Genomic DNA, 17,981 nt, shown 5'->3' with positions numbered 1-17,981 from the left:
TAATCCTTGTGCTTGTCGATGAATGCTGCCGGGCACCAGGCCCACGATTACAGTGCCACCAGACCAACCGACGCCAATCGTTCGAGTTCGCAGCCGGTAAAGCCGAGGCCTTCCAGAACTTGCCGGGTATGTTGGCCGAGGGCGGGGGGCGGTCGCTGCAGCGATAACGGCAAGTTGCCGAAATCCCAGAACGCGCCGATCTGTTGCAGGTCGCCGTAAACAGCATGCGAGTAATGAGCGTGCAGACCCGCGGCGGCGTGTTCGGGGCTGTCGAGAAAGGCATCCATCTGCGCTTCCAGCACTGCCTGTGCAGGAACCTGCGCAGCGACCAATGAGGCGAGCGCCTCTTGTCGGGTATGATCGGCAAACCAGGCTTCGGGCTGATCATCCACCAGCGTCTCGAAACGTTGCACCTCATCCGGTTGCAGCGCTGCCACCACCAGCCAGGAATCGCTACACCGATACAAACGATGGGCATCACTCAGACCGGTCTGTTGCGCGTCCAAATGATCGATTGGTGTGAGACTGCCGTCTTCCAGCACCACCGCTTCGCTCATCGACAGCATCGTGGCGCCCAGCAATGACGAACTGACCATTTGCCCGACGCCACTGCGATTGCGCTCATACAACCCCAGGAGCAAGGCGTAGAGTGAGGACAGACCGGCAAAAAAATCACCCACGCCGAAGCGCAGCCACATGGGCGCCTGGCCCTCACCGCCCTGCTCGACTTCCCAACCGCAAGAGGCCTGCATCAGTTGGTCAAAGCCCGGCCAATCCGCGCGCGGGCCGGTCGGTCCGTAGGCACTGACATGGCAATACACCAACCGAGGGTTCAGCGCTTTCAGGCTTTCGTAATCAACCTTGAGTTTGCGTGCCGCCGGCAGACGCATGTTGTGATGCACCACATCGGCCCAACGGGCCAACGCTTCTACGGCCGGTTCGGTTTGCTGATCGCCCAGTTGCAGTGCCACGCCCAACTTTCCACGCTGGGTACCGCTGAAAATCCGCTCCAGGCGGCGCATGGCATCGCCTTTGGGCGCTTCGATTTTGATCACGTCCGCACCCAGGTCCGCCAGCAACATGCAGGCAAACGGCCCGGCAAGATAGGCGCCCAGATCCAGCACTTTCAGACCGTGCAGCGGCGGTAAGGGCGCCGGGCTCGATCCCGGCACTTGCGAAGGGATCACAGCATCGGCGCCTGGCAGTCCGGCGTTCCCCTCACCTGCCACGGGTGCACGACCGCCAACTCGTGCGGGTGGCTGCACCTGCCAGGCCGGGCCTGGTTGCAGGGTCCTGCCTAATTGCACGTCGTCGACTTTAACCACATAGCCATTCAGGCGTGCTTGCTCGTCGAAGTAGATATCGCCGAACGCAGCGGCAACTTGCGCAGCCACATCGTGCTGCCAGAAATGTTCGACCCAGTCCTGCGCCGGTCGTGTAGCAATAATTGCCTTGTTGGCGCCGAAGTTAGGCGCCACATGACTGGGTGGCCACAGCGCATTCAAGCGAGCCACTTCGGCTTCCCCCAACTCACTGAGCGCCGCGGCCATCCACGGTGATTTATCCGGCGAATAGTGCACATGCAACCAGCGGCCATCCGCGCACTGGTGCAATGGAATTGGAATGTGCTTATCCAGGCCTTTGGCGAAGGCCGGGGTTGGCTTTTGCGCGCGGTTCCAATGCATGGTCATGGGTACCAGGGCTGCCTGGGCCAGGCTTGTATGCGCAATGCCACCGAAGCCATCACGGTCGCGCGCCAGCAACCGCGCCATGACTGCGACCACACACAGCCAGCTGGCCAGCCAATTGGCAAACGGCATGCGGATGAAGGCCGGGCCGGGACGATGCGCGGGTTGCTCGTCCAACAGACCCAGGCGCGCCAGGATCAATGTTTCCCGAGGCAGGGCATTCGCCAGCGCATGCCGTTGTGGCCAGCCGCTGACCGCCGAGATTACCAATCGAGGGAAGTCTGCGCAGAGCTGCGCGTCAGCCAGGCCATGCGCGCGTGCTACCTCAGGCGTGAAGTCGTGCAGCAGCACATCGGCATCCGCCAGCAGGGATTGCAACTGCTGGCGATCTGCGGCGTTTTCCAGACTGAGGATGACACTCCGTTTGCCACGGTTAAGCACGGCAAACAGCGCCTGTTTCTCTCTGGCGGGGTTGGCAGGTGGCTCGATCATCACCACTTCCGCACCCGCTTCGCGCAGTTGCAAGCCAGCGGCGGAACCGGCAATGCCGGAACACAGACTGATGACGCGAATACCTTCGAGGATTGCCTGGCTCATTCAGCACCTGCCTTGTTCTGCGCTTAGCGTTTTGCAGCAGAGCTGCAGAACGAATCCATGGCGTTACCCTAAGCGATCGAAGATAAATTCCATAGATAGATTAGTATTCCGAATATAGAATCATAAGCATGAATATGAACAACAAGAGCAAATTCGTCTAAATATCACTAAAAAGCCAATCAGGGGCGTTGCGATGATCCTGCGCATGGGCCACTTCACCATCGTCTCCGACCAACTGGAGGCGACACGAGATTTCTATATTGGAATACTGGGGTTGGTTGAGGGGCCGCGCCCGCCTTTCCCGGTTCCCGGATTCTGGCTGTACGCCGAGGATCAGCCCGTTCTGCATGTGGTGGGCGTATCACAAATGCCGGAGCCGCGACGTGGCGTGCTCGACCATATGGCCTTTCACGCCCGGGGCTTGCGGAGGACGTGGGCGCAGCTGGATGAACAGGGGGTGCGCTTCAAGGTGATCCGTGCTCCCGGCGCCGAGCGCACGTGGCAGCTGTTCATGCAGGACCCCAATGGAGTTGAAGTGGAGTTGGATTTCGACGCCAGCGAAGTGCCGCCCGCCAACTGGAAGGAACGCCGGGTCAGCTAAATCAATCCGGCGTAACTGCCGCCATCGATCTGCAGGTTTTGCCCGGTGATGTAGCCAGCCTGTGCCGAACAGAGGAATGCGCAGGCGGCGGCCAATTCGCTCGGCTGGCCAAATCGTCGTGCGGCTATCGGCTTGAGCATTTCCACTCGTGCCTCTTCAACACTGAGCTGACGATGCTTGGCCAACTGTTTGGTCATGAAGCGCAGGCGATCGGTTTCAATACGTTCCGGCAGCAGATTGTTGATGGTCACATTGTCCCGCGCCACCTCGACCGACAGCGCTTTGCAAAACGCAGTCAGCCCCGCACGCGCCGCCGTGGACAAACCCAATGGCAACCGGGGCGACTTAACCATCGCCGAGGTGATATTGACGATACGGCCGAAACCTCGCGCACGCATACCACCGATCACCGCCTGAATCAGCAGGATACCCGAGAGCATGTTGGCCTCAATGGCGGCTAGCCAGGCCACGTGATCCCAATCTTCCAGACGACCCGGCGCAGGGCCGCCGTTGTTGGTCACCAGAATGTCGACAACCGGGCACGCGGCCAACAATGTCGCCCGCCCGGCAGAGGTGGAAAGATCCGCCACCACCGTGCGGGGCAGCCGGCCAGTGTCGAGAAAAATGTCCTGCGCGGTTTGCGCTAGGGCATCGGCATCGCGGCCGTTGATCAGGACCTCGCAACCCTCTTGCGCCAATGCCAGCGCACAGGCTTTGCCAAGCCCTCGTGAGGACGCACATACCACCGCCATGCGCCCGCCAATGCCCAGATCCATAGCCGTACTCCTTGTGTGATGCCGTCAATCGTTCATGCCCAACAAGGCACTGATATCGCGCCCGGGTTCAGCGTCGCTGCCGTAGACGAATTGGCCGGTGCGCTGGCGCTCGACCAATTGCTCCATCTGGTAGCGATAACGAGTTCCCGGGGTATCGAAACGTGAATGCAGGTCACGTCGCTCATCGGTCTCGAAATAGCGCTGATTCTGTGGACGCACCACCGAGTTGTCCTGGGGCTGGATGATGTAGTTAATGCGCGGCATCACGTAGCGAAACGGTGACGGCGCTGCGGTGGTATTGAACGTGACGTCACAGCGCGAGCGATGCTTGCCCACCGGCAAGAACGGTTGCAGGTTAGGCACGTCATAACCGGGACGAAATCGCGGGTAGGAGATGCATACATTACTGCGCAAATGGATGTGCAACACCGCGCGAAAATCCTGGTATTTGGCGCGCACTCCGCCCACCCAACGCATGATCGGTGCCACTGATTTTTGTGCGACGGTACGAGTGCGGGTCACCGTTTCAGAGGTCCATTGCACCTCGACCTCATCCGACTCACTGATCCCGTCGCCGATGGTATTGGCGTGCAGGAAATCGGCGTGGGTCAGGTCAATCAGGTTTTCGACCGAGAGCGCCGAAGTTGCATCAAACCGCACGGTACGCTGGGTGTAGCCGGGAAGGCTGCCGTCTCGCGGTAGAAACGGGATGTGCGGCAGCAACAGCGCATCGGCAGCCTCCGGATTGCCGTACCAGACCCAGATATAGCCGTAGCGTTCCACCAGCGGATAAAACCCGCTGCCGCCGGTGAATTCCGTCAGCACGCGCGTATTTTCACGCAGGCGATAGGGATGAAATTCGGCAGCTATCGGCCGCCCGTTCTCCCGCCACAGGTAATAGGGCTGGGCATGAATGATCCGGCGGATTGGCTGTGCACTGAGGTCACGACTGTGGGATACCGGAAACCAAGTGTCACGCAGGTCGTAGTTGACCGGTGTCCAGTCACCCCGCACTTTGCGCGACGAAGGTTCGGTAGAGGAAGGCACGGCATGCATGGTGATTTCTCCGGTGCTTAGACGACGGCGCTAGCTGCAATCAAATACGGCTGGCGCAAGGCTCGCAGGTCGCGGGACGGGGCTTGCAACAGGGCCGCGACGGCTACGCCGTCAATCAGGTTTTTCACCTGGAACGGTGCCTGTTTGCGTGCGCGGGCAAAACGCCAACGCAACGGTGCATGAGCCGGCACCTGCTCATGCACAAAACCTCGCCAGCACAAGCTCGTGGTGCCACGTCGGTTAGCCCCGGTTGCGATCATCAGGGTAATCAGCGACAACTCTTCTTCGTTGAGCAAATCCACCCGAATACTGCCGCCGCTCAGGGGTACAGCAGTGCGCACAATCAAGGGGTAATCCACTACAAACTGCGACGGCAGAAATTGTGTGGACCATACCGCGCCGCGCTCCAACACTACGCGCCCCTGCTCGCTGCGCAGATCGCCAAGGAAGAAATCGGTGAGCCGCACATGGGTAAAGCCGAGCAAGCATTCCGGACCGTCGAGCATCGCCGCCAGATACTGATCGTGACTCATGTTGACGATGGTGGAACCGGTAAATTCGCGACCGCTTGGTCGGTAATCGTTGCTGGGCAGCTCCCCTTGCGGTGCGCCCTCCCCCAACCACACATGGACGAAACCATTGGCTTCGCTCACTTGGAAAGCCCGTGCGGCATAACGCGGCGGCACGCGCTCATCAGAGTGCAGGTTGGGAATTTTTGTACAACCGCCACTGGCACCATCAAAGGTCCAGCCGTGGTAACCACATTGCAAACCAGACTCGACCACTCGTCCCAGCGCCAACGGTACACGCCGATGTGGACAACGGTCTTCCAGAGCAAACGCCTGCCCGGCTGCGTTGCGGAACAGGACCAGTTCCTCGCCACCAAAGGCCACGGCCAATGGCTTTTGATCATTCACAGCCTCGGAAAGCGCCATGGCCCACCAGCCAGGGGTTGTCATCGGTTCGCCTCATTGTTGTTGTGTTTTTTGGGCATTTGTTTGTCATGCAAGCAACGCTAACGGTAGCGCCACAACGCTGTGATGGCAACCATAAAATCAACAGTTAAATGTTTTATGTTCATCATCTAAGAACCATATTAACAGCCCAGAAAACGCTCAAAAAACGCTACAAACAGATGAATATGGAGCCAGATAAATCAATTAACCCACAGTAATATGAACATTATTTAATTTTATGCTTATTTTTTCTTGAAAAGGTTCGGCAGAGAACCTATAAGCCTGATCACCATGAGCATGCTCATTTACTTCAGGTGCGCTGACGATGACCCAATCCACCCTCGGTTTTGTCCTCCATGACGTTGCCCGCTTGATGCGTAAACGCTTCGAACAATGGGCCCGCGCAGCCGGACTCACGCGCTCTCAATGGCAAGTTCTGGCGAAACTGTCCACGCATGAGGGCATTCACCAGAAGGGCCTGGCCGACTTGCTGGAAATCGAGTCAGTCACGCTGGTGCGCTTGCTGGACAAAATGCAGGAGCGCGGTTTGATCGAACGTCGCAACCACCCCACCGACCGCCGTTTTTCCTTGTTATTTCTCACCCCGCAAGCCCACCCGCTGCTGCAATTCATGCGCACCATTGGCGAGCAGACCCGAGTGGAAACCATGGCCGATTTTTCCTCTCAGGAGCACGATCAATTGCTGCAGTACCTCGAACGCATGCGTGAACATTTGCTGACGGCTTGCTGTCAGCCGGTGGATGAGTTCACTGACTTCGAGGCGGGCGAGGTGACCCATGGCTGAGTCCACAGTGCAGCGCCATGCGGTACGGGCAGAAACCCGACCACTCGACCCACTGGCGAAACCCGAAGCACAGACGCCTGAAACTCCAGCCCTTGATTGTCGTGGGCCAGAAACCTCCGGCGCGGCACGGCAACGCTGGCGCGTCGGCCTGTTTTTGCTGGCGCCGATCATCGTCGTGGCCTGTGGCGCCTGGTATGTGTTGGGTGGCCAAGTGGTCAGTACCGACAACGCCTACGTTCAGGCCGAACGGGTGGGCGTTTCGACCGATGTGGCCGGGATCGTAGCGGCCATTGAGGTCAGCGACAACCAAGTCGTGAGCAAGGGCCAAGTGTTGTTTCGCTTGAAGCCAGAACCCTTTGAAATCGCCTTGGCCAGTGCCCGCTCGCAACTGGAAAGCGCGCGTAACCAGATCCTTTACCTCAAGGCCAGCTACAACCAGTCACTGGCCGAAATCGCCCAGGCTGAAGCACGCCTGCCCTACTACCAGACCAATCTTCAACGCCTGGAAAAGCTGGTAAGTGTTGCCGCCGTATCAAAAACAATCTACGACGATGCCCGTCAGGACCTCGACAATACCCGTCAACAGGTTGCGGTAGCCAAGGCCCAGGCTGCGACGGCTCTGGCCCAACTGGGTGGAAGGCTGGACAGGCCTCTGGAGCAACACCCCGCCTACCTGCAAGCACAATCGGCACTGAATGAGGCCGAACGTAACCTGCGCAACTCCGTGGTGACCGCTGCGTTCGACGGCGTAGCCACCAACGTTGACTCGTTACAAGTGGGCGCTTACCTGCAACCACCGCAATCGGGCTTCAGCCTGGTATCCAGCGAACACTTATGGGTCGCCACCTCGCCAAAAGAAACCGAACTGACCCATGCTCATCCCGGCCAAGGTGCAACCATCGAAGTAGACACCTACCCCGGAGTCACGTGGCATGGCACCGTCGAAAGCATCAGCCCGGCGTCAAGCTCCAGCTTCTCGCTACTGCCGGCGCAGAACACAACCGGCAACTGGGTGAAGGTCGTGCAGCGTATTCCGGTGCGGATCCGGATTGACGACGCGGCGGGAAAACCTGCGTTGCGCCACGGCATGAGTGCCGTGGTAGAGATCGACACCGGCACCGCCCGCGGCCTGCCGAAACCATTGGCCGACTTGCTCGCCCGCCATCATGAGTGAAGTGACCGGGCCCCTGCCGCCTTCGCCGCTGCGCGTATTGATCACACTTTGCGTGGTGCTGGCAGTGGTGATGCAAGCCCTGGACACCACCATCGCCAACGTCGCCTTGCCCTATATGCAAGGCAGCGTGTCGGCCAGTGCCGATCAGATTAACTGGGTGCTTACCTCCTACATCGTCGCCACCGCCATCATGACCCCGCCTTCGGCATTCCTGGCCAGACGTTTTGGTCGCAAGCGCGTCTTGCTGTGGTCGATCTTTGGTTTTGTACTGGCGTCAGTGCTCTGTGGCGTCGCCCGTTCCCTGGAGGAAATCATCCTGTTTCGTCTGCTGCAGGGGCTGGCCGGTGCGGCGTTAGTGCCGCTGTCGCAAGGCATACTGCTGGACATATACCCGCTCAAAGACCGAGGCGCGGCAGTGGCCTTGTTCGGAGTATCGGTCATGGTCGGTCCCGTGCTGGGTCCGATGCTCGGCGGCTGGCTGACGGAACATCTCAGCTGGCGTTGGGTGTTCTTCATCAACTTGCCTATCGGGTTTCTCGCCTTTATAGGCATGATGCGTTTCATCCAGGAAACCCCGGCCGACAAAACCGCACGCCTGGACTGGCTGGGCTTTGGCTCTCTCAGCGTGGCTATCCTGTCGTTTCAATTGTTTCTCGACCGCGGGGAACAACTCGGCTGGTTCGACTCAGGGGAAATAATCCTGGAGGCGCTGGTGGCCGCCATCGCTTCGTACATTTTCATCGTCCACACGTTTACCCACGACAAGCCCTTTATCAGCTTGAAACTGTTCAAGGACCGCAATTACTCGGTGTCTGTCGTGTTTATCTTCATCATCGGCATTACGTATCTGGCGTCACTGGCACTGATGACACCCTACCTGCAAACCTTGATGGGCTACCCGGTGCTCACCGCCGGACTGGTGATGGGTCCGCGGGGCCTGGGTACGATGCTCAGCATGTTCCTGGCCGGGAAAATCATGGGCAAGATGGATATCCGCTGGATCTTGTTTTGCGGCCTGGCGCTGTCTGCCTGGTCGATGTACATGATGACCGGCTGGACCCCGGCAGTGTCCATCGACACCATCATTTACGTCGGCTTTATCCAGGGCGCGAGCCTCGGCCTGTTGTTCGTTCCCCTGACCACAATTGCCTTCACCACCTTGCCCCCACAATTGCGCGGCGAAGCCACCGGCCTCTACAACCTTTCACGCAATGTTGGCTCCAGCGTCGGCATCCCGATAGTGACGGTACTGCTGGCGCAAAACACCCAAATCAACCATGCCGAAATCGGTGCCTATGTGACACCGTTCAACCACCTGCTCAATGCCTGGCCCGCCAGCAGCCATCTCAATCCAGCAAGCGCCGCCGGCCGCGCAGCGCTCGACAGCATGGTCACCGTACAGGCCAGTTGGGTCGCTTATCTGGATGACTTCAAGCTCTTGATGCTGTTGTCCATCGCTATCATGCCGCTGTTGCTGATCTTCAGAACGCCGAAACTTCAAGCCAGCAAACCCTCATAATCGCCGTCAGACTTCGAACCGAAAACGTCCCACCGCCAGATTCAGCTCATCGGACAGCTCGCGCAAAGACACCACGGCGCCGGACACCTGATGGGTGATTGCATCGCCCTCGCCGGCCATCCGCGCAATGTGCTCGACGTTGGCGACGATGCCCCGCCCGCCTTCGCTTTGCACGCTCACCGCATCGGCAATTCTGTCCACCCCGCGCGTTGAGTCGCCGACCAGTTCCGTCGCCTGTTGCAGGGTACTTTCCAATTCACTCAGCAACCGGCCGCTGTCGTCCAATGCCACCGTACCGGCGCGCAGGGCTTCGTCAACAACCCCGGACTGACTCTCCAATTTCACCGTCAACTGGTTGATCGAGTTTGCTGCCAGCGCAGAGCGTTGCGCCAAGTTGCGCACCTCGTCGGCGACCACGCTGAAGCCGCGCCCGCTCTCGCCGGCCCGCGCCGCCTCGATCGCTGCGTTGAGCGCCAACATGCTGGTCTGCGCGGAGAGGTCCTTGACCTGGCCGATGCTGGCGGTGATCGCCGTAGTACTCTCGACGAAATCGCCCACCGAGCCGCGGATGGCGGAGAATGCATGGCGCACGCTGTCGATTTTCTCGAGCAGTCGCGCCAGCGCCAAATGCCCGTCCTGCGCACCGCGCAAGCTGGCTTCGGCGCAACTGCGCAGGCTCTCGGCATGACTGGAGATGGCCGCAATCCCGTCGCTCATTTGCTCAATGGTCGTCGACACCGCGCCCACCGCACCGGCCTGTGCCGTAGAGCTTTGCGCCACACGCGCCGAAGCGCCCACTAACTCCTCCGCGGAAAAGCCGACCGATGCCGCGACGCCAGCCACCTTGCGCATGGCCTGCTGGAAGCTATCAATGAGTTCGTTGAATGCCAGCGCGGTGTGACCAACCTCATCTCGCCCCATGACCCGCACCCGCCGGGTCAGATCACCATCGCGCATGTCGATCGACGCTTGCTCTATTTCCCGGATGGGCCGAATGATCTGCGCACGCAACAGTAGACTGACAAACACCGCCAGTACGCTGCCACCCAGCAAGACCACGACGAGCATCCGTGAAACTTGCCGTTGGGTGGCGCCCGCCGCGGCGAATGCTCCGGAGGTCAGCTCCGCCTGCAGGCCCAACAGGCGGTTGAACTGACCTTGTAGACCATTGTTATCAGCGCGTACCCGCCCCAACAGCGATGCCGCCTGGATCTGATCATTCAAGGCCGTGCGTTTGAAATCGGCAAGGCCCTCGCCGACCACGGCAGCCTGCTCCTGTACGGCTTGGTAGAGCGCTTTCTCCTCGTCGCCCAAGCGAGTTTCAAGGGCGACCTTGTCCAGCCCAGCGCGCATGTCGTCGACACTGGCCTGCATATCTTCCAGATAGGACTCAAGGTCCTCCGCGGACGCTTGCCCATTGGACTCGAGGATGCGCGCGCCAGCGGCATAGGCGCCGACCATCGCTGCCTGCGATGCCGCCGCGGTTTCAAGCACTTGGCGGTACTGCTGAAAACGTAATTGGTCGATCTCCTCGATCACCGCTTGTTGCTTGGCCAGCCCGCTGTAGGCCAGCACCGAAACGACCAGTAGAGCGAGCACAAATAAACCGGGAAGCACAAGGAGCTTGGCGCCGATTGAGAAGCCTTTCAAGAATGACATCGTGGGTACCATTTTTGTTTTTATAGGGCATGAATGGGCAGGCGACTAATCCTGCTTGATTCTTTATACAGTATTTGATTCTGTTGTAAGAATTTTTAATCAATGATTCCCCGCCAAGGTTTCTTGGTATTTTTTTTATGAAATTGAGAACGCCAGTCCCGCTAACCGGTGTCGGGAATTTCGTACTGGTAACGACAGGTAGGCGATGAATAATCTATACCCGCTCTAATCGCCCGTTGCAGTTGTTCACCAGTGGATGTCCGCAATGAATTCAGAAGCCCACTTGCAGCGCCAGTAGTCACCAAGCGTTTTCGGCTGTACCACTTCATCAGACTACGGAATGTCCATACCTCTGGTTACCAGCTGCCGGAAACCGGGCTAGTCACCTACGCTATGCTTGATCGTGTGAACACCGCGCTCCAAGCCATACGCGGCTGGACTTTCTCGCCGTCGCAATGACAGTCTTGATTTCCGGTGAGTACTCCGTCGTCGTGCGAAGTGCGGCGGATATCAGGCTGAAGTCGTCTATGCGTTCGCATGATTTGTATGCACCCGGGCATCCCATCTTGCGCAGCCAAACCGATTACCATTTGTGCGGCAGCAACTCCGCAATCTCACTCACCCGCTGCGTTGGCAGGCACGTGAGGACTTCCTTCAAATGCGCATACAGATCATGTCCGTTGAATCGCGCCGATTGGATCAAACTCATGTTCGCGCCCCCCCGTTTGCCGCTGCGTAGTAGTCTTGCAAAGACCCGGTTCTTGACGCCCCAGCGCTAACGGCCGGAGTTGGTTTCTGCCCAAGCAGTTAGCGAACATTCACGCCACGCCCGCTAGCGGAATTCGCGCTATGGGCTATCGTATGTGCCAGCATATTGGAATCACGATCTGAAGTGCAGGTTGATTTCGAGCCATTAAGGATGGGCTGCGGTGTTTTCAAAAGCTGATGGCTTGGTACAGCTGCCGCTTAATCATCTCTTGGGCGAGCAGCTACAAACGGAAGGTTTACGGAATGTCTAGATGTACAGCACCGGTACATGGTCATCGTTCGGCAAGCGCAAGAGCAGCGTGTCCAGCATGTGGCAGCGGATATAGCGGGTACGGATCGCGATCGTATTCATCCTCGTCCTACGCACCATCCTATTCGTCCCCGTCACATGGCGGGGGTGGTCGCAGTAGCGGCGGTTCATCCAGCAGCGCAAAGCCGCGCTGGTCGAAACCCGGATCCTCTGTGGGCTACACTTCCGCCGAGGTACGAACGCTCACACCGGTACGCGAAAATGTCGAGAGGCGTGCGACAGTACCAGATCTACGTGACGTCTTTCTTTGTCACGCCTGGGACGACCGGAAAGGGTCCGCGAAGGAGCTGCATGATGTACTCGAATCGCTCGGTGTTTCCGTTTGGTTCAGCGAGAAAGATGTCCTTCTAGGCTCTTCCTTACTGCGTGAAATTGATAAGGGATTGGCGAAGTCTCGAGTAGGAATTGTGCTGGTGACCCCTGCTTTGCTGCGTCGCCTAGCAGCCGAGGGTATCGCCGACAAAGAGCTTTCCGCTCTCCTCGCAAGGGATCTGCTGGTTCCAATCATTCACGACACCACATACGAATCGCTGCGCGAAGTCAGTCCTCTACTCGGTTCGAGAAGCGGCCTGAGCACTGCTGAAGATACGTTTGCAGATATCGCGGCCAAGCTTGCCGAGTTGGTCGCGCCGTAGCTTCACTGTCCATGCGTACGGCTTTACTTACAGACCCGTTATCAACCGAAGGAGTTGAACACATGAGTATTAAACCCGGCCCCAAACCGATCGCTGAATCCACCGGCAAAAAGGACCAGCGCCGTCGTGTTACTGAAGAAAACAAACCCAAACATCCTGATCTGGAAGTACATAAACACAAAAAAGGCGACTGACCTTAAAAGCAGTGAGAGTGGGGTGAGTCACGAAGGTTAGGTCCCTTCTGGCCGTTTCCCCTCTATCGCGCCCGACTGAAAACGATCCTTAGCGGCCCGTCGTGGGTATCTAAATTTCCCCCTCGTTACGGCTTCGAACTTGGGCCTTCTAGTCGCGAGCCCGGCAATTTATAGCACTAGCTTGAGGCTTGGAGGCGCCTACAAAACTCTTGGTTATTAACTACTCAATAAATGCCTATGTGCGGGCAAAGATTGTTTGTCATTGATGATCAGGTAAACACGTTCTCCGAGTGATACGGAACCTGAAGTTCGGCAATGACTGGCACAGTGATGGCCAGAAAGCCTGAACTATGATCCAATCCGGCCAAGGGGTCTCGCTCAATTAGGGAAGTGATATGGCTACCACTGTAATCTCGGCTTTCAATGAATTTCTGAAGGAAACGGTTAATCTAGACCCAGAGGATACTAAGGCAGCGCGCCAAGATAGGGACAACCTACGTACACGCATTCAAGGGCTTCAGACGTCAGTCGACTATTTCCCTGCGCTCTACACTGAAGCCGACATAAACTATGGGTCGTTTTCCCGCCGCACGAAAAAAAGACCACTAGACGACGTGGACATGTTTTTTTGCTTGATGGCTCAGGGCGCGACTTACAACGATTACGACCCCAATAACATTACGCTGACGCTTTCGAATACAGCTAGCAATCTTTATCATTACACAAACGATGATAATGAAACTATAAGCTCGATCAAAATACTCAACAAATTCAAAAGGAGCTTGGAAAACATTTATCAGTACCGAAACGCAGAGGTCAATAGAAGGCAAGAGGTTATCCTCTTAAATCTGATAAACAAAGACTGGTCCTTTGATATTGCACCTTGTTTTAGAACCGTAGAGCAGTATGGTACAAACTTCTATCTAATTCCAAATGGAACAGGAAACTGGAAGAAAGCTGACCCACGAATTGATAAAGACAGAACGATTGCTATCAACCAGCAAAATGGTGGGAACGTACTTGACGTCATTAGAATTGTAAAATACTGGAATGGCCGTGCGACTATGCCCTCAATGGGCTCCTACCTGTTAGAAAATATTATTCTCAATTACTATAAGTATCGTACAGATTGCTCTCGCTTTGTAGATCTTTCCCTAGCTGATATTTTCAGTCATATCTCTTCAACTGTGTACCAAGTAGTTCCTGACCCTAAAGGGTTTCAAGGTGATTTAAACACTCTAACGTTCGAGCAAAGGATTAGCATAAGCGCGAGAGCTAACCAAGACTATCTGAAAGCACTGGAAGCACGCCGATTCGAGCAAGATAAATATGAGGAATCCTCAATCAAAAAATGGCGCGAAGTATTTGGCTTAGAGTTTCCGGCGTATGGATAAGGTGATGAACATTAGAGCACAGCAAAATGAGCACTCCTACATTCAGAAGCTTGCCTCGTTCCGGCGCTTATATTCAATAGCTAAAAAATATAATAATGGATATGTAATGCTTAACATCGTTATGATGACGGCATTGACGTTTCTATCCATCGGACTAAATAGTGAAGTGCTTGCCAAGCAATTCAACTTTGCGCAAGTGGACTATTCTAGATGGCTAGCAGTTGCTTCAATAGTTGTTCTTACAATCGACAAACTCATAATAGGTGATCGAATAGACTCTAATAGGGAAAAAGCGGCAAAAATTCAGGAGCTTTTTGATAGAGGCTTATTCAAACTGGACTGGAATTCTACGCTAGCTGGGTCTCCCCCTCGGATTGAAGATATCGTCAGACACGGCGAATGGTACTTAAAAAAATACAAAAATGCTAAGCTTCTTGATTGGTATTCTATAAAGTCTGACGTCGTTCCACATTATCTTCAAGTTTTAATCTGTCAGAACTCCTCACTGTATTGGGACGCTAACCTCAGAGAAAAAATTAACTACGTGGTCATAATTGGAGGCGTAGCTATTCTGGCGGTCGCGCTTGCCCTTTGTCTGCACTTCGATCTTTCAACATCGGCAATACTTACTAATCTTACAGCATTACTTGGGCCAGTTCTTGACTATGGCTATAACACATTGAAGGAAAACAAATCCTCTGTTGAGCAGGCGCAGCGGCTATTAGACTGTATTGAACAAGCCATCGCTAATGCAGAAACAAATCCAAGTGAGGAAGCTATGCGTCGTTCGGTAGATTCCATTCAAGATCAATTGTTCGTTAAGCGTAAGTCGGACTGGTTGATACCAGATTTTTTCTATAAAGTTTTACGTAATTCAGACGAAGCCGTTATGCGCCAGTCTACTCAACAACTTGAGGAAAGATTCACTGTTCGTTGATAGCTGCCGTTTAAAGAGTAGGTTGGTGCCACCTGCTTCATATTTTTAACGATGTTGGAGAACCGGCGTTGGCAAATTGCTCCGTACAACATCCATCATTCGCTTCGGAAAAGCTGCGTTCGACGCCGAACGATGCCTGTCGCGAAGGGCCGCTCCTGGTCCAGAGCGTGTAAAAACGCTTCGCCAAAATTGAAGTATGCGTGTCTACGTTAAATCTGGAATTTATCGGCACGTCAGCAGGCGTGGACTTTGCGTAGAAGCGCGATTTTCAGTCCGGTTTTGAGTACCTGTCATGCTGAAAAACGTTTTCACAATGCCTCGGCCGATGGCAACTCTTTGCGCGAGGCCGCCATCGGCATAAGCAGCCTAAAGCGAATCAGTTCTTACTCGATCAAACGCGCTTCAATGTTCAGAGATGGGCTGAAAGAGATAGAAAAACCACCTAATATCCCAAAATCGGTAAACATATCAAAACCTAGCACTGGGAAACTTTGGCTAATAGCATCCGAAATATACATAGTTCGAGAAACAAACCTGGTTGCGATGCAGATCTGGGCGTGTCCGCCAATTGTTGATAACGAAGAATCTTTAATTATCTGCTGTAACGCAACAATTGGCGTTCTGTTTTTCCAATACAACTCTTCAGCGCAAGCTATATTTTTACGCTCAATCTCCTTTAGGACATCATCCTTCTTATCTCCCAAAATCACGTACCCTCCACCAGCAACATTCTTTTCTTCAAAGCTGATTTTCGCCGGCTGCTCAGGGGAGTTTTTTAGAACAAATATTTTCGTATCATTATATTTTTTGCAGAAACCGAAAATTACTATTTCACAGCGAGCATTATTTGGGTGATAAGACCCCATAGCCACAATATGTTTTTGCGCTATTTTTTGCGTTAATCTAGCAATCTCCTCGATACTTGGCATCCGTTCTGCAAGCGACCTAGATATGTCACCGCTTTCGTCGTAATAATTCATTTCTGTCAGATTATCCAAGCAAAGCGCCAAGATATCTTTTACGCTAGTCCCGATAAGTGTACTACCCGCAAATCCATAACAAACACTCATGACCCGATGAGAACGCTCTCTAGTTACCGTGTTTTCACCCTGATAGATGTTCACAGGCAGAACAAACAATTTTTGCAAATTATCCGTCATTGGCCCTGCGTCACTTGAGACCCTAGAGTCTGCAACAGCCCAGAGACCTGGATACCAATCTTCGCTTTTGTTGTTCCAACATATGATTGAAGTCATAAATTCTCGTATCCCTTCTTCGATTTGGCATCCTGTCGTCGCCGTCGTGCCTCGAAGAGGGAGCCTATCCCGGCATCCGCGTCACTGACAATCATGATCGTAGAGTCGATCACGTGGCCTTACAGGATCAACCGAATGAATCGAACCCTGTTTCGTAGCCTCCCTCCGAACGACAGCTATTGGCCGCTTGCTGCCTGTCGTGTCGTGTCGTGTCGTGTCGAGTCGAGTTCCAATGCCCCCCACGATGATAACTTCTAGACCTTAGTCGGTCGCCTACCCCCAATTAATTCTGCGCACGAAAAACACCATTGAGGATGCCTTTGGGGCATTTTGTTGGGTTTAGCTCGTGCAACCTGAACCCAACTCCATACACCCCTGGCCCAAAGATTAGTTGACCTTCAAGCCTAGGTATCAGTTCTGCAGCTTTCAGGATCCGTTGCCCGCTTAAAGGTCCAAGGCCCGCATCGCAGACATGGGAGAGGCTCGACTTTTTCTCGATAGGCTAATGAGTCATTTCTGCAAGGACCCATTCTCCTCACAACAAAGTCTTCTTAAGTCATTTTTTTCAAATTCACCGCTTATTTGAAGCTGGAAGACTAGCATCCCATGTGCGATCTGTGCTTAGGCGGAATACACATCGACAACCGCTAAGTAAGAAACCGGGGCAAACTCCAGAGGACCAAATGAGCCGCGAAAATGGATAAAACGCCCAAGCGCCAAAGCTCAGTTCTCGGAGAGCGGAAAAGGTTGTCGAGCGCGTTGAGTCAGCACAGCAGTTCATGCTGTTTATTGCGGACGACTTGCAAAAAAATTGCTATCCCGAGACGGGAAACGTCGCATTCGAAAAAAAGGCTATCAGATCGCTATAGGCTCTTATTTTAGAATGTAAACGATGAGCAGCTAAAACAGCCCATCGTTTACAGTTTAGAAGCACGAAATCTTGAAAATCAGATAATAAACGGGAGCCGAATCGATAAACCCAACACAATCAGCACCTTGAATGGTTCACTGATGTGCTAATGGCTCGATTACACAGCTGACAAGTAGGCAGAAGAGGGCAACGGATCTGGTGGCCATCAGTGCTCAGCTCTCAATCGGTCAATCGTGCAAAAGCGGCGATGTTAACACGCTCGCCGGGATCTTCAGATACACCGAGTCGCACCCTTCGCGAGCAGGCTCGCGAAGGGTGCGACTCCGTAATCAGGACTGCTTGAACCCGCGTACTTCATCCACGCCACGGTTGGCCAGTTGGTCAGCGCGTTCGTTGCCGTGATGGCCGATGTGTCCGCGCACCCACTTCCAGGTGACGTTGTGGCGATTGACCTGTTCGTCGAGCAGCTTCCACAGGTCAGCGTTTTTCACGGGCTCTTTCGCGGCGGTTTTCCAGCCGCGTTTTTTCCAGTTGGCCATCCATTCGTTGATGCCTTTCATGACGTACTGGGAGTCGGTCACCAGCAGCACATCACATGAACGCTTGAGTTCTTCCAGGCCACGAATCGCACCCATCAACTCCATACGGTTGTTGGTGGTGTTGGCTTCGCCACCCCAGAGTTCCTTTTCCACGCCCTTGCACACCAGCAACGCGCCCCAGCCGCCAGGGCCAGGGTTGCCTTTACAAGCGCCATCGGTGAAAAGTTCTACGCTATCGCTCATGCA

General features: G+C 55.0%; 15 protein-coding genes and 2 pseudogenes. 8 read left to right on the top strand and 9 right to left on the bottom strand.

Annotation, left to right across the window (positions count from 1 at the left end; all coding sequences use genetic code 11):
* Positions 1-47: 47 nt before the first annotated feature.
* The gene (locus M5G20_RS26360) at positions 48-2,285 is read right to left on the bottom strand and encodes a CoA transferase (RefSeq protein WP_273921591.1); all 2,238 of its coding nucleotides are present in this window, start codon (positions 2,283-2,285) and stop codon (positions 48-50) included.
* 193 nt (positions 2,286-2,478) lie between these two features.
* On the opposite strand from M5G20_RS26360, the gene M5G20_RS26355 reads away from it, so the two are divergent.
* A complete protein-coding gene (locus M5G20_RS26355) occupies positions 2,479-2,886 on the top strand; it encodes a VOC family protein (RefSeq protein ID WP_273921590.1) in 408 nt (135 codons plus the stop codon).
* Here the strand turns inward: M5G20_RS26355 and M5G20_RS26350 are convergent.
* The 3 genes from M5G20_RS26350 to M5G20_RS26340 are packed head-to-tail and all read right to left on the bottom strand — an operon-like array spanning position 2,883 to position 5,677.
* Complete coding sequence (locus M5G20_RS26350; RefSeq protein ID WP_273921589.1) at positions 2,883-3,662, bottom strand: SDR family oxidoreductase; 780 nt, start codon at positions 3,660-3,662, stop codon at positions 2,883-2,885. The two genes, M5G20_RS26355 and M5G20_RS26350, sit on opposite strands and share 4 nt — an antisense overlap.
* A gap of 24 nt (positions 3,663-3,686) precedes the next feature.
* The gene (locus M5G20_RS26345) at positions 3,687-4,718 is read right to left on the bottom strand and encodes an oxygenase (RefSeq protein ID WP_273921588.1); all 1,032 of its coding nucleotides are present in this window, start codon (positions 4,716-4,718) and stop codon (positions 3,687-3,689) included.
* A gap of 17 nt (positions 4,719-4,735) precedes the next feature.
* Positions 4,736-5,677 carry a Rieske 2Fe-2S domain-containing protein gene (locus M5G20_RS26340; protein WP_273921587.1) on the bottom strand — a complete coding sequence of 314 codons (942 nt, stop codon included), beginning with the start codon at positions 5,675-5,677 and terminating at the stop codon, positions 4,736-4,738.
* 322 nt (positions 5,678-5,999) lie between these two features.
* Between M5G20_RS26340 and M5G20_RS26335 the strand changes: the two genes are divergently transcribed.
* Genes M5G20_RS26335 through M5G20_RS26325 form a run of 3 tightly spaced genes read left to right on the top strand, consistent with a single transcriptional unit; the run spans position 6,000 to position 9,172 of the window.
* Positions 6,000-6,479, top strand: coding sequence for a MarR family winged helix-turn-helix transcriptional regulator (locus M5G20_RS26335; protein ID WP_273921586.1), 480 nt, complete (start codon positions 6,000-6,002; stop codon positions 6,477-6,479).
* On the top strand, positions 6,472-7,653 hold the full coding sequence (locus tag M5G20_RS26330) for an HlyD family secretion protein (RefSeq protein WP_273921585.1): 1,182 nt from the start codon (positions 6,472-6,474) through the stop codon (positions 7,651-7,653). The genes M5G20_RS26335 and M5G20_RS26330 overlap by 8 nt, the downstream gene beginning before the upstream one ends.
* Positions 7,646-9,172, top strand: coding sequence for a DHA2 family efflux MFS transporter permease subunit (locus M5G20_RS26325; RefSeq protein WP_273921584.1), 1,527 nt, complete (start codon positions 7,646-7,648; stop codon positions 9,170-9,172). The genes M5G20_RS26330 and M5G20_RS26325 overlap by 8 nt, the downstream gene beginning before the upstream one ends.
* 6 nt (positions 9,173-9,178) lie before the next feature.
* Here M5G20_RS26325 and M5G20_RS30390 read toward each other — a convergent pair whose 3' ends face one another.
* From M5G20_RS30390 to M5G20_RS26315, 3 genes and pseudogenes are all read right to left on the bottom strand, one after another.
* Positions 9,179-10,024, bottom strand: a complete 846-nt coding sequence (locus tag M5G20_RS30390) for a methyl-accepting chemotaxis protein (protein ID WP_411740525.1) — start codon at positions 10,022-10,024, stop codon at positions 9,179-9,181.
* An 18-nt stretch (positions 10,025-10,042) separates the two neighbouring features.
* A pseudogene (locus M5G20_RS30385) lies at positions 10,043-10,240 on the bottom strand (HAMP domain-containing protein); the annotation flags it as partial.
* 1,174 nt (positions 10,241-11,414) lie between these two features.
* A pseudogene (locus tag M5G20_RS26315) lies at positions 11,415-11,625 on the bottom strand (transposase domain-containing protein); the annotation flags it as partial.
* Between the two features lie 436 nt (positions 11,626-12,061).
* Between M5G20_RS26315 and M5G20_RS26310 the strand changes: the two are divergent.
* From M5G20_RS26310 to M5G20_RS26295, 4 genes are all read left to right on the top strand, one after another.
* Entirely contained in the window at positions 12,062-12,544 is a 483-nt protein-coding gene (locus M5G20_RS26310) for a toll/interleukin-1 receptor domain-containing protein (protein WP_273921582.1), read from the top strand.
* Positions 12,545-12,606: 62 nt separating this feature from the next.
* Positions 12,607-12,738: a hypothetical protein gene (locus tag M5G20_RS26305; RefSeq protein ID WP_017337405.1), complete on the top strand. Its 132-nt coding sequence runs from the start codon at positions 12,607-12,609 to the stop codon at positions 12,736-12,738.
* A gap of 395 nt (positions 12,739-13,133) precedes the next feature.
* Positions 13,134-14,132 carry a nucleotidyltransferase gene (locus M5G20_RS26300; RefSeq protein ID WP_273921581.1) on the top strand — a complete coding sequence of 333 codons (999 nt, stop codon included), beginning with the start codon at positions 13,134-13,136 and terminating at the stop codon, positions 14,130-14,132.
* 4 nt (positions 14,133-14,136) lie between these two features.
* Positions 14,137-15,069, top strand: coding sequence for an S-4TM family putative pore-forming effector (locus M5G20_RS26295; protein WP_273921580.1), 933 nt, complete (start codon positions 14,137-14,139; stop codon positions 15,067-15,069).
* Between the two features lie 383 nt (positions 15,070-15,452).
* Here M5G20_RS26295 and M5G20_RS26290 read toward each other — a convergent pair whose 3' ends face one another.
* Together M5G20_RS26290 and rnhA are read right to left on the bottom strand one after the other, a co-directional pair.
* A complete protein-coding gene (locus tag M5G20_RS26290; protein ID WP_273921579.1) occupies positions 15,453-16,325 on the bottom strand; it encodes a hypothetical protein in 873 nt (290 codons plus the stop codon).
* Between the two features lie 1,200 nt (positions 16,326-17,525).
* A complete protein-coding gene (gene rnhA / locus M5G20_RS26285; protein WP_273921578.1) occupies positions 17,526-17,978 on the bottom strand; it encodes a ribonuclease HI in 453 nt (150 codons plus the stop codon).
* Positions 17,979-17,981: the final 3 nt, after the last annotated feature.

The organism is Pseudomonas sp. TNT2022 ID1044 (assembly GCF_028656895.1).
GTDB lineage: Bacteria > Pseudomonadota > Gammaproteobacteria > Pseudomonadales > Pseudomonadaceae > Aquipseudomonas > Aquipseudomonas reinekei.
The sequence above is the reverse complement of the archived record's forward strand: the minus strand, read 5'-3'. Positions and strand labels throughout refer to the sequence as shown.

What these genes read in the sequence shown, in the direction of transcription:
- M5G20_RS26360 (WP_273921591.1), bottom strand. Translation starts at nt 2,285, where the DNA reads ATGAGCCAGGCAATCCTCGAAGGTATTCGCGTCATCAGTCTGTGTTCC.
- M5G20_RS26355 (WP_273921590.1), top strand. Translation starts at nt 2,479, where the DNA reads ATGATCCTGCGCATGGGCCACTTCACCATCGTCTCCGACCAACTGGAG.
- M5G20_RS26350 (WP_273921589.1), bottom strand. Translation starts at nt 3,662, where the DNA reads ATGGATCTGGGCATTGGCGGGCGCATGGCGGTGGTATGTGCGTCCTCA.
- M5G20_RS26345 (WP_273921588.1), bottom strand. Translation starts at nt 4,718, where the DNA reads ATGCATGCCGTGCCTTCCTCTACCGAACCTTCGTCGCGCAAAGTGCGG.
- M5G20_RS26340 (WP_273921587.1), bottom strand. Translation starts at nt 5,677, where the DNA reads ATGACAACCCCTGGCTGGTGGGCCATGGCGCTTTCCGAGGCTGTGAAT.
- M5G20_RS26335 (WP_273921586.1), top strand. Translation starts at nt 6,000, where the DNA reads ATGACCCAATCCACCCTCGGTTTTGTCCTCCATGACGTTGCCCGCTTG.
- M5G20_RS26330 (WP_273921585.1), top strand. Translation starts at nt 6,472, where the DNA reads ATGGCTGAGTCCACAGTGCAGCGCCATGCGGTACGGGCAGAAACCCGA.
- M5G20_RS26325 (WP_273921584.1), top strand. Translation starts at nt 7,646, where the DNA reads ATGAGTGAAGTGACCGGGCCCCTGCCGCCTTCGCCGCTGCGCGTATTG.
- M5G20_RS30390 (WP_411740525.1), bottom strand. Translation starts at nt 10,024, where the DNA reads ATGCGCAAGGTGGCTGGCGTCGCGGCATCGGTCGGCTTTTCCGCGGAG.
- M5G20_RS26305 (WP_017337405.1), top strand. Translation starts at nt 12,607, where the DNA reads ATGAGTATTAAACCCGGCCCCAAACCGATCGCTGAATCCACCGGCAAA.
- M5G20_RS26300 (WP_273921581.1), top strand. Translation starts at nt 13,134, where the DNA reads ATGGCTACCACTGTAATCTCGGCTTTCAATGAATTTCTGAAGGAAACG.
- M5G20_RS26295 (WP_273921580.1), top strand. Translation starts at nt 14,137, where the DNA reads ATGAACATTAGAGCACAGCAAAATGAGCACTCCTACATTCAGAAGCTT.
- M5G20_RS26290 (WP_273921579.1), bottom strand. Translation starts at nt 16,325, where the DNA reads ATGACTTCAATCATATGTTGGAACAACAAAAGCGAAGATTGGTATCCA.
- rnhA (WP_273921578.1), bottom strand. Translation starts at nt 17,978, where the DNA reads ATGAGCGATAGCGTAGAACTTTTCACCGATGGCGCTTGTAAAGGCAAC.